A 14,515-nucleotide genomic window follows, 5' to 3' on the forward strand; every position below is an offset into this window, starting at 1 on the left:
GACAACCAGCCTCCATCTCACACTGGCCCAATGTCTACACCGCCGTCAGATCAGGCGCAATTTTTAGAGGTGCCCTGCAGTACAAACATCAATATTGCCGCGAACATTTCACATCACACCGTCTCCCGGCTCTTGGAGCGCGGCGCTTCGACGCCAGAAACAATCAGAGCTGACGTTCTGAAGATTTTGCAGGAAATCAGGGCGCTCAGGAACTTTCTGTCGTCGGGGATCGAGCATAGCTTGGGTAAGCTGCAAGGCAACATGACTTATGACTTTATTGTGCCGTACGGTGACGGCGGATTGATCGTTCGCACCCTCCGAATAAATACTTCGGTGAAGTCCTTCTTCTCAGACCCGATGCCTGTGTTTTCAGTCCGGACATATTTGGATGGTTCGATGCTGAGCCCACGAGACCGCGAACGTATGGCGGGCTTTCGGCTGTCGCGCGACCCCATCGTTTCCACTGAAGACTCACGCCATATCTTAGCTTGGATCCAGGGGAACGCCGAAGAAACCGATCCGCGGAGACGGCTCTTGGTGTCGCAAGATCCCGATGACGGTACGGCTCCATAGGACCACCTCTCTCCGACAAACCCGGAGCAATTCAACCACCTCAGGACACCCGCTACTGTAAACGCACTAATTGCCCGTTTTGACTTTATAAATGTCAACCTTGGTTTCCAGACATTTTCGTAAGCTTAGATCGTTTGCCCCAACCTCGAACCAACTCGTAGGACGCTGATAAAAGTCAAGGCCTCGGCCAATCTTAATTACCCAACCGTTGTCCAATCGGATTTCACGGTCATGCATGTTTGGGTTAAGTTTGACATTGAGAATGACGTCCACTTCCAGCAAGCTTTGTTTCAGGTCATCAAGCTTTTCGTGTATTTCCACGAGCTGTGTCTGATCGTCATACCCGGTGACCAGATCAATTTTTTTTATTGTTCCTGATTTTAATACGGTCTCGCAGAACCTGACAAAATTTTGAATTTGATGCTGATGTCGAATATATGGGTCCTCTATAACTACTGCCTTCGCATAAGAAAGATATGGGCCGATAATTGACTCGTAGCTGTGTCCCGTGTCGCCATACATTATGGTGAAGTGCCGTTCGTGAGCTTGGGGCTGACTAGGGCTTGTTTCGTCCAGGACAGCTGGGGTAGCGATGTTCGAAATCTCGGGGGCGCTGGTAGGCGACGCCTTTTTTTCATTCGGTTGAGCTTCACTCCGCTCAGAAACGTTGAGTCTTCTCCTCGTCGGCTCCTGAGTGGCTGCCGCGTCTTTCGACTCAGGGCAGTACACAACCACTTCGGTTCCATCTGACGCAAAGTACGAAAGATTAATTAAAGCAAACTCATCATCAGGTTTGCGCTTATTCATCTGCTCCTTTACCCGCCGACGGCATTCGGTAGCATAGGCTACATACTCTTCGAATTCCTGATCGCTCGGTGCACCATTCGGATGGAGTATTTTTAGAAAAGCCGCTACAGTTTTTTTTATGCCCTTTTCGTCACGCCCCTCAACAGCTTTCCCAAGGCGAATCCGGCGGTTCACCTCTTCGTATCTGTTCGTATGCTTGAACTGATAGTGAAATGCCTCAGCAAGATAGTCGGTGATAAATCCGTATCTACTGGTCAAGAATGAGCTGCTGTTTTTGGGAAACTCCCAGCCTGGGATATAGGCGGCGAATCGATCCATTATTGCCAGATCAAGTTCAGGTGGCAGTGGCTGGAAGAGGTCGTATTCCGTCGAGTTAACGACTTGGCTAACTGACAGGTCGATGTTGCCTACAAAACTGAGGCTAGCATCCGCAATGACTTCCGCTCCACGAGAAAACCGCCCATTCGCCATGAAGTCCTTCATGATTTGGATCGTATCCGGATCACGGACCTTGATCCCCCCAACTTCGTCAAATGCAACGGTGTCCCAGTAACCAACCAGACCAACTTTGCGACGAGCGTTGTTATAGAAGAGAGTTGCCTTTGTCGCCTGACCGCCAGATATGAGCGTCGCATAGGGCGAGAATTCACTGAAAAAATAGGATTTTCCCGTTCCGCGAGGGCCCAGCTCGATATAGTTGTAGTTGGGCTCTACAAGCGGAGCCAACCGAGCCACGAAGTGCATTTTGACCCGTTGAGAAAGCTTGGACGGTTCCAGACCGACCGATCTCATGATGACGTTGATCCAATCATCCCGGGTGAATTCGTTGCGGCCATCTGTGTACTGTTGGAAGTCGAAGCGTGACAGCTGAATTGGGCGCAGGTCTTCTATATAGAAGGCGTAATCATCTTCCTCGATATCGTTATGTGAAAGTGTGACCTCCGCCCAGATTCCACCCTCGAGGAGCCGCTCGTTGTCCCGATAGAATTTCTCTCCAATAGCGATGCGCTGCGAGTTGAAGTTCTCCAGCGAAGCCCAGTGCCTCTTTTCCTTTTCGACGTATCGGACATGAACCTTGTCAATGAAACGATGTTTACCTTTGGTTGCAACCTTCGATTGAGCGGCATTGGATTCGTCGGGCCTTACGTAATTGTCCTGGAGCGTTGCAAGCACGGCTTCCATACCCGCATCCATTTCAGCCTGGTCGTCGCTTGCACAATAACGAGCCAACAGAAACTCAAGCACGAATGTGGGTACGTTTGTCCCCTTCTTGATCCGATGAAGCAGGTCTTTTCGTACAACCTTTCCATCGAAGGTTGACGTGAGGCGCTGGTCCAGTTCGTCCATGTCGTTCATACGGTATAGTCCGTCTCAAGATTCAGCGTGCTTAGGCTCGCCAGAGTTGTTGGGTTCAAGGCCTTTATTGAGAATTTTCCCTCAAAGTCGGGATCCATTCGCAGTGCAATCTGCTTCCGCTGTCCCGGCGTTAGGGTGATTGTTCGCGTGGCGGGATTTACATCACCGCCCGCTCGCGGCTCTCCGACCACATTTCCTTTTCCGTCTTGGGCTTCGATTAGAACCTCAACGCTTTCTTCTTGAGCAAACATATCGTCAGAAACCAAGGCAATTTCCACAACGGGTACTCGCGTCGTAATTCGTTTCGCGCCATTTTTGTATTTGAGCTCGACAGACATCTTGGCTGCGCTCGAATGTTCTTCATTATCTAGGCGCGCGACAATCACAGGTACAACTGATTCCGCCAAGGAGGCTCCGCCGTGGAAGTAAAGGTGTCCTGCCCTGTAGGGAGCCATGCTCTTGGGCAGAGCAACCTGGGCGAAGCTGCCTCGGATGCCAAGTTTCTCAGAGTTCAAAACAACACTATGAGAGTCGCTGTTTCCGTTTCCAAGTAGGGCTCTATCATGCGCATTAACCGGCCAATTCCCTTGTGGCTTGGTGCAAACGTCACCTGCTGCTGCGTGACCATTCAGAAAAAATCCATGGTCCGTGACAATCACGGCCTCTTTGAACCCCATTCCACGCAGCTTGTGCAGGGCGACACGAATGAGCTTCAATGTGCTGGGTATCAAGCCGAGGGTGGTCTCAGGATTGCTCTCGAGCTGACTGTCGATCTCGGTTGATCGCAGAACTAGGAGATCAACGGTGGGCGTTATCTTTGGATTTCCGCGAACAAAGTCGCTCAGTGGCATCTCCTGAAACCGATCACCAAGTTTCTTTCGAAACACGTCCATGCGTTGGCTGACATTCCCAACCTTGGCCGTTCCTAGTTTTGGGGCCAGCGCGTCGCCTTCGATCTCGAGCGACAACTGTGTTCTGGCGCCTGGAAGAAGGCTGGCCATACCGACGAGGGTTATCGTCGGCAGTTGGGCATAGGCCGCTTGCAGCTCAACTGGCCCGTCTTCAGACAGCTGCTTTTCAAGTGTTACGCCAAGCTCATAACGTAGGGCGTCGACCATGAGGTAAGCGACTTTTCTTCCGTTTTCTTTCAGACGGTCGGCAAGTATTCGGTCATAGACATCAGCATTGGCCAATCTGCCTTCCGGGGGCCAACCGGCGCCCTCAATATGCCTAATGAATATTGCTTGGACCTTTTCCGCCAGGCGACGATACCGGGATCGGGCTTGGTCAATGACTTCGTGCATGATGCCGTGCGAGTCGAGAAAGTCGCCAACCGCCTGCTCAAATTCGCGTTGGAGACGGTCTGCTTCTCGCAGGCTTCCAAGATAGAAATCCAGCAAGTTTGCCTGAGATCTGGCGTGTTCTGGTAGCTGGCGTTCGTTGTCATCGCAGCATTCGATCAGCGCTAGGCCGGTGCGGATCAACTCCCACTGCGCCTGGCTTTCACCTTTGCCCAACCAGACAGAATCCTTATGGCGGCTGATGATGCTGCGAGTCGTGTCAGTTTCGTTGGTCGAGATGCCCTTGATTGCTGCCTTGAGGAAGGTGCGCTCCTCGAATGGGAACGTGTCGCGATCGCCAAGGTCATCGATGTCGCTGCACTGCTCTGGAAGAGAGAGATCAAGTTCAATTGCCTCTGCGCGCTCAATGTAGGTGTCCCGAGTTGCAGGATTCGTCCGGAGGCGATCACACACATCTTTAACGATTGGTTCTGCTTCGATCGGCGAGTGAGGCACGCCCTTGAGTGACTCAGGCAAGGGAACGGGCAGATCAAAGACGAACTCGCTGAAGAGAACGAACCTCCAGAGTTCGTCAGCGATTGACGTCCAAGTCTTGCCTCGCGTCTTGACGCTCATCCCCAGGGTCGCGCGCAGGAACTCCCGTGCTTCCTCGCTCCAGCCTTCTTGCGATTTGAGAGCGTCGGCTTGCTTGGCACTCGGTGCCAGAAGCGCCGTCAGGATTTCGCGGCCGGACTCCACCCGAAGCGCGGCCCGGAGCTGCGGCCAGTTGGCGCCACCGCCAATCGCATCGATCACAGAAAAAGACGGGCCATTGGGCGACCCTGCAAAGATGCGGCGGATTTCTGTTGCATGGTCTGGTTTCGCGCGAAGGCAGAGGCTCAAATAGTCGTCACCATCGTCCTGGGGAAAGACCGCTCCACTCTGCGCGTAGATTGAGAAGGGGTCAGCCTGCTTTTCTTCATCGGTTTCCGTGCGCCGCTGGGGCACATAGACCACCAGCGCGTCAATCTCACGCGTCGTCTTGCCGACTTCACGCAGAGCCATGATCGCTTCCTGGCGGCTCTCGATGCTGCTCTCAGTGGCGTCGATCACACGGATGCGGTCATCGCCCAGTCCCAAACTGAGGTCGTGGTACCGGTGATCAGGGTCATAGATGACCATGCAGCCCGCCTTCAGAAGGCGAGGGCGCAAAACGGTGTCACGGATGAAGGTGGCAATACTCATGGGTTTTCCCTTAGGCCGAGAATTGACTTGACCTCTTTGACCAAAACTTCTGAACGCTGTAAGATCGCTTTCTCATTCCACTCAGAACCCTGTGCAAGAGAGGCATTCAGATACAGCCCGTTCCGATAACCGATAAAGTCACCAGAATCATTTTTTCTGTCACGTTTTCTTGAATATTCCATCGTGCCCAGTTTCGAATTGTACCCACTTAGAGTGAGGTTTCCGAGATTATGTGCACAGCGCTGTCTTATTGTATCGGAGGAGTCTATTCCGTTTAACTCGAGCATCGTGACCCAGCCAGTTGCTAGGTTTTCGGTCTTTGGTAAAATGTGCTCAACCGTAAACACCGGCCGGCCATGGGAGTCTTGGGCCCAAAGATCGCGTTTCGTTTCTTTGGTCTGGTGGGTTTCTTCAAGCTTGCAGAGCATGAAGCGGGTTGCTTCATAGTTTTCGAGATACACGTCCCCTACCAGTCGTGCGTCACAGATTTCCTCAGATGGCGCCCTTTGGAGGAGCCATGCTCGCGTTCGGTCTAGAAAATCAGGCAATCCACTAAACTGGCCACTTCGCAGATCGACTAGAAGGTCGTTGACCAACTCCATAAACATGGGATCGAGATCACGCGTCGCTGGCGTGTCCGTAAGATTTCTCCAAAAGAACCAGCGAGTCAAATATGCGGCCGTCTGCTGGAGAGCATGTCCTTCATCCCATTTCTGGCTCTTCGCGACCTGACTGACCCAGACAAGGAAGGCATAGGCGGGTGCAGCACCAAGGCGATGGAGGTCTTGAAGTGCCAAGCTGGTGGCATCGCCCCATTTTTCCTTGGCATCGACTGGATTGATCAACGCGGAATAGGTTCTTGCCTTCTCCTGGAGTTGTTGGAACACCCAGACCGGGCGCCTGCGCAAAAGAGTGTCGTAAATGGTTATCAAGTTAGAGCGCGTCGCCCTTGAGCATCCTTTGACTTCAACCGACTTGAGGTACTTAAACATGTTGTAGAGATGACGAAGGAAGCGTTCTTGCACGGCAGGTTCTGGCAGAAGGTCTATCAGATCCTTCCACTCCTCGAACGCTCGATCGATGCCGTATTCTTCGCGCTTGTCGAGCTCGGCCAAGAGGTTGTTCTTGATGATATCAATCGCGGAAAGCGGAATGCCGCGATTGTTGATGGTCTCGAACAGAACGAATGCGTCAGAATGGCTTGGGACCTCAATTTTCACGAGGATCGCGGCCTTGAGCTTATCCAGAAGAGCGACAGTTTGGTCGTCACTAAGGGCCTCGAGGCGATCCGTGAAATAGGCATAAGCCTTCGCAATGCGCCTATTGCCGAAGTTCTTCAGGCCCTTGGGTGCGGACACCTGCTTGGGAAACAGATCGCTGAGGATCCGTTGAAAGTCAGCCTTGTTCTGGGCTTGTTCACTGGGCTCGAAGCGCCAGGAATTCGTCCCCTTAAGGAAGACGCGGTTCTTCAGATTCACCAACTCAACCGTCAGATCGTCATCTGGATCGGGATGGGTCTTCAGCTTTCTATAGAGCGCGCAAAACAGCAGACTGATGGTCGTGAACCGCTGCTGTCCGTCGATCAACTCCAACCGGCTGCCCGCCATCGAGTCCTTTTGGTTGTTCACACAGATGATCGAGCCGAGAAAATGGCCACTTGGCGCATCCTCGAGGTCATTGAACAGCGCCTCCCAGTTGTCGCGGCGCCAGACATACTCGCGCTGATACTTCGGGATGAAGAACTGCTGCGCACCGTCTGGATTGAAATAGTGGCTTACGGGATAGTCTTGGACGCTGCTAATCATTCGCTGGCCTTCTTGCGGCTGCGGGCCTTTGTGGGTTTGGGTTCAAGCTCGACGTAGAGGTGTTCCAGGTCATGCGCGATGGCGAGGGACTTGTCGTTCTTGCACTTCTCGCGCACGCGGTCGGGCCAGTAGGCCATGGCGAGGTGGGCCCAGTCGTAGTCGCCTTTTTCCAGCTTGGCCCAGGTGTCCTTTAGTATCTTTTGCCACGGTTTGTGGCGGAACAGCTGCCAGAGCGGGGCGGCGGTGATCTGGACGCCGTCGTCGTGGTTCGGGCGATAGGTCTGGGCGATCGCCAGCAGGGTGTCGCGCAGCTCGATGAGCTCGAGCTCGAGGGCCTGGAGCGCCTCGAAGTTTTTCTCGTCGTCGCGGGACCGGGCGCTGCCTTTGGTGCGCAGGGCGGCGACGTCCTGGCCAATTTGTTTCAGCTTCGGCTCGATGAAATCGTTGACGGCGGTGAAAAGGGTCTGGTCGGTCAGGCTGGGATAGTAAAGCCAGAGCGTGTAGCTGCCCGAACTGGTCGAGAGCGGCCAGTAGATCGGGGCCTTGCGGCGGCTCTTGCTGTACTGCTTCAGATGCAGGGGGAAAAAGTCGCGTTGCAGCCGGCGGCGCACATCGGCGGGCACCGGGGCGTCGACGCAGGCGAGCACTTCTTCGATCAGGCGGGCGAGGTCATTTGGGTGCCCCTGGTCGTCCACCAGGATGCCGGAATGGGCATAGAACGGCTCTGCATCATCGGGCAACATGCCGGGGCTTTTGGCGGGCAGCGGGTCAAATGGGGCCGGCTCGGGCGGGGCTGGGCGTTCTCCCGTGGCCAAGCGCCAATCGAAACGGCCGAATGCGACCCCAGCGGCCCAGCTGAGCAGACCGTCAGTCTGATCGACCGCTTCGGCACCATCGTCGTCTTCGCAGTCGTCAGCAGCGCCGTCTGCATCCTCTTCCACCGCGCCAGATGACCCGAGCGCTGCAGCGCGGTCCACTTCGCTGAAACCGTAGTGCTTGAATGCAGTCTCGTCGACCTTGGCTTGAATATCGGCCAACTCTGCCTCGATGGACTGAGGGTCGTGATCTCCCAACCGCACCTGCAATGCAGAAGGCAGATGAAAGGCACTCGACGTCTCCTGAGTGTAGTCGAGAGCCCTCTTGCGAGACCAAGCACGCCTTGCTGCAGAAACCAGCTCTTGCCTCTGCACTTCGGTACATTCTGGGACCGGCGTGTTTTGGACCACTCCAACTTCGAATGACTGCGCTAGTTCCGTTCGAGCGAGCTGCAGCGAGACAAGAACCGCAAATGCTTTGCTGTTCAATATCCCCATTAAGAAGAGGAGGTCATCCTCATCATCGCTCGGCGCAAGAGCTGCCGGCCCTTTGTCGCCAAAAATTGAATCTGATGGCATGGCACGAAAACTGAGACCGTTGGTTCGTCTCGGCCACGTGATCCCTGGGCGAAAATAGTGGTCCGCGCTATGAAGCTCTGCTGTCCAGTTTGGTGACCATCCTCTGCTTTCTCTGTAATCTATCAGATAAGCCTTGAGGCTATCACCGTTGCGATGCCAAGAAAGCCGGAGAAATATGTCTGCGTAATAAGGGGAGAATATTCCACCTTTGGCAAAGGTTTTCCAAGAGGTTGTTGAAGCGCTTGGAATTTCCCAAGATGCCCGGATGAATCTGAAATCGTCGAGCGTCTTGCCGCCGGAAGCAGCAATACGGCCGCCTGATTGAAATGAAGGAAGTTTTGCGAACAGCTCCCTCATAGTATCCGCAACCCAATACGCAAACGGCGCTCCAGGCACCGATCGAAAAGAGCTTGGCTCTACCTCAAAGGTTTTCGGACCCAAAGTGCCCGCCCGCAGAGCTTGGCAGCAGTCGCGTAGAGCAGCTTCCTTTTCCGCATCGCCCATTAATCTGAGAAAGACCGTCATGCTTTCTTCTCCAAAACATATGCAGCTGCTTCGACGGCCGCGTCATCCATTACGCCATATCCGAGATCTGCCATTACTTGTGGCTGAGTCATGCCGAGAACCACGTGCTCGCGCCACTTCTGAAAGCTCTTTAGAAAAAAGCAGGTTCGAGAAGTTATCGCACCAAGTCTTGAGCCAACTCGCATCAGGTCGATTCCACGTTCTACAAAAATCGCCATTAGATCGCTTTTTCCGTTGGGAAAAGCCTTTGCGAGTTGACCCTTGGTGCCATCGGCCAAGCCACCAAACGGCGGGTTCATCACCACCACGTCGAACACCTCGCGACAGTGGTCGATCATCCGCAGGCCCTGAAGCGCATCCTCAGCGAACAGCCGCCCCTGATAGGTGGACCGCGCCGCACGCGCAAACTCGGTCAGGGCCTCCTGCAAGCGCGCCTCAGCCTTCTGCCACTGCGCCATGTCCTCTTCGCGGAAGAGGTCGCCATGCTCGCCAAAAACAGTGCGCACCAGGGCAGGCAACTCCTTTTCAACCTGCAACAGCACCCCAAGCTCCGGCAGGCCCTTGAGCAGGAACAGCGTCTTTTCGAACAGCTCTGCATCCAGGGGATCAAGCTCTTCCATGAACCGCTTGCGCAGGTCCACCTCGGCCGGGGGCGCGACGGCCGCCACCACATGCCCACGCCCCACCTGGGGCCGATCCTTGGCCTTCACGCCCGCCTCATGCCAGGCGCGCTGCGCCCGCAGCCACAGCGCCAGCGACGCGATCTGCGCCGCGCGCGGGTCGATATCGACGCCATAGATGTTATGTTCGATGATCAGCCGCGGCACGTCGTGCAGGAACGCGTCCTGGTCGGCATAGGTCTGGCTGAGCGGTTTCAAATCGGCGCTGCCACCGGTCTCGGTATCCAGGCAGCCGGGTCCATGGGTCTGCTCCCACGCCCAGGCCTCGCGATAGATCTCCAGGAACAGATCAAAGGCGTAGAGCCCGAAATGCATCGACCCACAGGCCGGATCGAGCAGCTTGATCGTGCGCGGATCGCGCAGGCGCTTGGCGGGCTCGGGCTGCTCGTCCGGTTTCACCAGCAGGTATTGGCAGCGGTCGCGCAGGTCGGTCTGTCCACCGGTCCAGTTGAACCAGAGCCGCCCCAGCGTGTTGTCGACCAGGAATTCCACCACATAGCGCGGGGTGAAGAACTGGTTGCGCACCGCCAGCTCGCGGCTGTTGCGCGGCGCCTGCGACGCATCGCGCATCGCTTTGCGCTCTTCCTTCGAGTTGAAGTATTGGTAGATCCAGCCAATGGTCTCATCCTCGGCCCAGAGCGGTTCGATCTCGCCGTGGTTGATGAGGGTGAGGACCTGGATCAGCGCTGCCTCACGCGGGAACAGGCGGCCCTGGGGCGAGAAGCGGTCGAAGAGGCCGGGCAGATCCTGTGACAGCTCGTCGAAAACACTCTGGAGATAGACGCGATAGGCATCGCCGGTTTCGCCCAGGCCTGTGCCTGCCAGACGCAGGTAAAGCTGGAAGCCCCTGGCTTGGTAGCCGTTGCCGACGGATTCCATCAGCAGTCCGCGGGCCTCGGCCATCCTGAGGGCCGCCAGGCGGTTCAGGACTGTGAAGGCTTGTTCGCGCACGATGCGGTCGAGCCCAGCCTTTGTGTCGGTATCCGCGCTTGCGCAATAGTGAGCCAGCGTGTCGCGCAGGATCCGTGCCGTCTCGCGCTGTTGGTCATTGATGTGGCGCAGGCTTTCAAGCGGGGAGGCCGTGCCGGACACCGGATCCAGCCCGTAGTCGTTCTGGAGCTGACGGGTGAATTCCTCTTCCAGCGTGCGGCGTGCGTCTGTGACGAAGCGTTGGAGGCGGTTACGGGTGGACTGATCAAACGCCATCTCTACTCCTCGCCGCCGAAGCTGAATGAGACTTCGATTTCGTCGTAGAGCGCGAGCTGGGCTTTGATCTCGTTCAGTTTGAGGATGAGCGCGTCCAGGTCTGCGGCCGTTGTCATTTTGCTGGGCACAGAAATCGCCTGCTCGAACTTGGCCGGGCCCTTCTTGCCCTTCTCAGCGCGCTCGTCCTCGATCCGCTGACGGATGCGTTCCTGTCCCTGTCGCTGGATCGAACGCCGAAGCTCCTCGATCGTGCTGCTGATGTCATAGTCGCGGGCAAGCAGCTTGCGCAGGCCCGCAAGGTCGTGGGTCGCCGTCAATTCAAGACCGTCCAGCTGGCCGATGGCGCTGCCGCGCTCTTCCTGGGTCAACTCTCCCCATTCAGGCACGCGCTGAAGCTCCTCCGCACCTTCCTTGATGCGCTGTTTTTGCTGGTCTGAAAGCGAGATCACAGCCTCACGGACGCGGCCTTTGACATGCGTCAGCAACGAGCTGAAGTCTGCGCTATGCTTGAAGAAGTCTTCAGTTTTCAGGCGATCGGAGAGTGTCGACAGGTCTTCGCTTAGTTCGTTCCGCAGTTCACCTGGCACGCCCGTATCAGGTAGCGCTTCGATATCTTGGCGATGAGACTGGAGTTCGCGCAGAGTTCCATCGAGGCCATTGTCTAGCGCACGCTTTACCTCGAGCGCCCATTTGAGATTGTCAAAGAGGGCTGACGTCTCCGCGCCCAGACGCTGCGGTGCGTCTGACGCATCGGTGAAAAGGACGTCCGCGAGTTCCTGGTTCATCACTCTCACACGGTCGCTTCCAGCAAGCCCCAAACCGCTCAGCTTCTCTCCCAGCGAACCGTAGTCGTGTTGGAAGCGAGGAAAATGCTTTGCTGCGGCCTTGCTGATCTCCTGTTCAAGCGGAATGACAACATCGCCGACCAACTCCGTCAGGCGGTCTGCTGCGCGGCCGAGCGTTTCGTTGGACGGACGCTCATCCCGAAGGGCAACGCCAATCTGCTTGAACGAATTATTTGTCTTGAGCGCGTCAATGGCCTGCTGACCAGCGGCGGTCACTTCTCGACCAGAGACCTTCAATTTGATCTCTCCGGCCATCAGCATGGCGGCAAGAATGTAGCGCGTCGTGTCAGGCGACCACCCAAAAGGATCGTTACTGAAATCGTCGAGAAGCCGCTTCCCATCTACGGTGCCACGTTTGTCGATGTAGTCCCGAATGCTTGTCATAGCCTTGTGGTCGGTCTTGAATGAAGCTCTACCGGAGGTTGTTTGAACGAGGCCAAGCGGATCGATGCCGCTGCTTATGGCAGCGGGATTGGCCACCTTAAGGAATTTCTCAGCAGTATCGGTACCTGCGCGCACAGGCGCCTCGACGTACCGGTCGAACACCTGCGTTGCCACATCATTCAGGAGCTTTCTGGCTGCATCCAGTAGATTGGGATCAAGAGCGGACACAGCTGTCGCCTGGCCACGAAACACGAACGACCCAGCTTGGAGCGTTTGCTTGATCTTGCTTTGAAGTTGCGTTGCCAGCTTGGCCGCCCTGTCCAATTGGCCAGAACAGTAGTCGCGCACTTCTTGGTCGGGTTGGTTCCGATGAAGTTCAGCAATGCGTTGGCACCGATAGACTTCGTTCGCCCGATCATCCAATTCTGGATTGGATCGCGCAAGCAGACCGATGATGTTTCGCCCGGTACGGCTGCGAGAGTCGTCGAGCATCCGGTTGCGCGCTGCGTCATAGTCGGCGGCAGCCACCAACTCTAGGACCGTCTGGACAGTGTTCTGGTCTCCGGCAAGGCTTGTTACTGCGCTGCCAGCTTGGATCTTGATCCCGGATGTAACAGCCAAAGTCCCGTGAAGGCTGACCCTTGGCAAAGGGTCAAATACTTCACGAACAGAGTCGCTGAAGATCCGCCGGACATCGACTGAGCGAAGTGCCAGCGCTCCACGCTCTTGCTCAATGTCGCGAAGTTTCTCACTCAGGAAGACAAGGTTTCCGTCCTTCTCTCCGAGCGGAACCAGCACGTCACCTAGCATTTCATCCACAGCCTCCTTCACCTTGTCGAGTTGTGACGCCGATGTGATTGAAGGATGCATCAAGCTCGCGACATTCTGCACGCTCACTGGCAAATTTCCAAGAATCTGAAGAACAGCGACAGATTTTGCTATGTCTTGATGAAGTATGCCATCAGGAAAGCGAATGAGCACCTTTCCGACAGCCTGATGCACCGATGGAAAAGCCCGTCGAATGTCCTTCTCAAGTTCGTCATAGAGCGTAACGGTCGTCGCAAGCCAGCCAACCGATTGATCAGCCATTGCGGTTGATCCGCCTTCACCCTTGAGAACATCCTGAATGACCTTGATGGCTGATCGTAGGCCAATGCCGCCGGTCGACTTGGCCAGTGCACCGAGTAAGTGGAGAAGAATGTCAAAGTGTGCGGGAAGGAACGGGTACAGGTTTGTGAATGTTTCGCGGCTGAATTCGGCATCGTAGTATTTTGCATCCTGCAGCCGCGTGTTGTGTCGCAGCGCTTGACCATGCGCGTCGAAAAACTTACCGAGCTGCTCTTCACCGCTGGGCGATTTTCCAAGCAGACGCCGATAGCAGATTTCCTTGATGTCACTGGATTCCAGATCGATCTGAATCGGAAAACGATCCTTGAGCTTGTAGAGCTTATCTGAGTTGAGCACAGCCCGCGGATCGTCTTCGGTGAGCGTTTGCTGGGCCGTTGAAATGATCCAGACCTTGCCGTCTCCGAGACGTTTCAGGTTTTTGGCAAGACCATCTAGGTTGAGGATTAGGTTGTCGCGCGAGGCAACATACTGACCGACTTCATCGATGATAAAGATGATGTTCTGCTTGCCGCTCTTGGAGCGAACAATGTCGATCATTTCCTGAACGCGTTGATCTTCGAACTGGAAAAAACCGTCTGTGCTCGAAGAGAAGCTTTTTGCTTCTGGGAACAACGCCGGATACATTTCGTGCGCGATCTTGGGGATCAGGCCATCAATGGCGAGAGGATTGTTTTGTACGCGATTCCATGTCGCTCCTGGCAGTGCTTCTGCGACGAGTTGATGTAGTTCCTCGGTACGGCCATCTTTTTCGACCATACGCTCAAATGCCGCGACCTTGATGTTGCGGGAGTAGCCGGCCCACTGGAGCACCTTAAAATACAGAACGGTGGACACGTCCTCCATCGTCGCACCTGCTAGCATCTCGCTTGCCAGGTCGAGCATCACAACGGCTGCAGGGAACCGCTGTGCAACTGTATTCAGCAGGGCTTTGGTTTGGGGCTTATGCAGTCGGTCTTGAAGATACTTGATGAACGGCGTTCCGTCGATCGTGCGCTGATCATCGAAAGCAAGGCCTAAATACTTCGTGAACGAGCTCTTGCCCGATCCATAAAAGCCTGAGACCCATACACCCACTTCGTTTTCGCCGCCTGCTTCCATTGCGAGTTGCATGCGATCGAGAAGCCGTCTGAACTGCTCCTCGATGCTTTCAGTCACAACGTATTCGGCAATTTCCGACTTCAGGCGGTCTTCCTGAGCAGCGCCATAAGTGATGACCTTCTCAATGGTCCTGTAGATGTCCTTGCTTGGATCGAAGAGAGATCTAATGCTCATTTTTTGTATCCCTGA

Annotated in this window: 7 protein-coding genes; 1 reads left to right on the plus strand and 6 read right to left on the minus strand. The window is 55.3% G+C overall.

Annotated features, from left to right (window positions below; genetic code table 11):
- The coding region (locus ACEN2R_RS18435) for a hypothetical protein (protein WP_442044155.1) at positions 1-573 on the plus strand (573 nt) is incomplete at its 5' end.
- Between the two features lie 66 nt (positions 574-639).
- Here ACEN2R_RS18435 and brxL read toward each other — a convergent pair.
- Genes brxL through brxC form a run of 6 tightly spaced genes read right to left on the minus strand, consistent with a single transcriptional unit; the run spans position 640 to position 14,500 of the window.
- The gene (brxL, locus tag ACEN2R_RS18440) at positions 640-2,736 is read right to left on the minus strand and encodes a BREX system Lon protease-like protein BrxL (RefSeq protein ID WP_442044156.1); all 2,097 of its coding nucleotides are present in this window, start codon (positions 2,734-2,736) and stop codon (positions 640-642) included.
- Complete coding sequence (locus tag ACEN2R_RS18445; protein ID WP_442044157.1) at positions 2,733-5,261, minus strand: PglZ domain-containing protein; 2,529 nt, start codon at positions 5,259-5,261, stop codon at positions 2,733-2,735. The genes brxL and ACEN2R_RS18445 overlap by 4 nt, the downstream gene beginning before the upstream one ends.
- Entirely contained in the window at positions 5,258-7,066 is a 1,809-nt protein-coding gene (locus ACEN2R_RS18450) for a DUF262 domain-containing protein (RefSeq protein ID WP_442044158.1), read from the minus strand. The genes ACEN2R_RS18445 and ACEN2R_RS18450 overlap by 4 nt, the downstream gene beginning before the upstream one ends.
- On the minus strand, positions 7,063-8,985 hold the full coding sequence (locus ACEN2R_RS18455; protein WP_442044159.1) for a hypothetical protein: 1,923 nt from the start codon (positions 8,983-8,985) through the stop codon (positions 7,063-7,065). Before ACEN2R_RS18455 ends, ACEN2R_RS18450 begins: the two co-directional genes overlap by 4 nt.
- Positions 8,982-10,871: an Eco57I restriction-modification methylase domain-containing protein gene (locus tag ACEN2R_RS18460; protein ID WP_442044160.1), complete on the minus strand. Its 1,890-nt coding sequence runs from the start codon at positions 10,869-10,871 to the stop codon at positions 8,982-8,984. Before ACEN2R_RS18460 ends, ACEN2R_RS18455 begins: the two co-directional genes overlap by 4 nt.
- 2 nt (positions 10,872-10,873) lie before the next feature.
- Entirely contained in the window at positions 10,874-14,500 is a 3,627-nt protein-coding gene (brxC, locus tag ACEN2R_RS18465) for a BREX system P-loop protein BrxC (RefSeq protein ID WP_442044161.1), read from the minus strand.
- Positions 14,501-14,515 lie beyond the last annotated feature (15 nt).

Origin of the sequence: Pseudogemmobacter sp. W21_MBD1_M6 (genome assembly GCF_052119585.1) — a bacterium.
GTDB lineage: Bacteria > Pseudomonadota > Alphaproteobacteria > Rhodobacterales > Rhodobacteraceae > JBGQOJ01.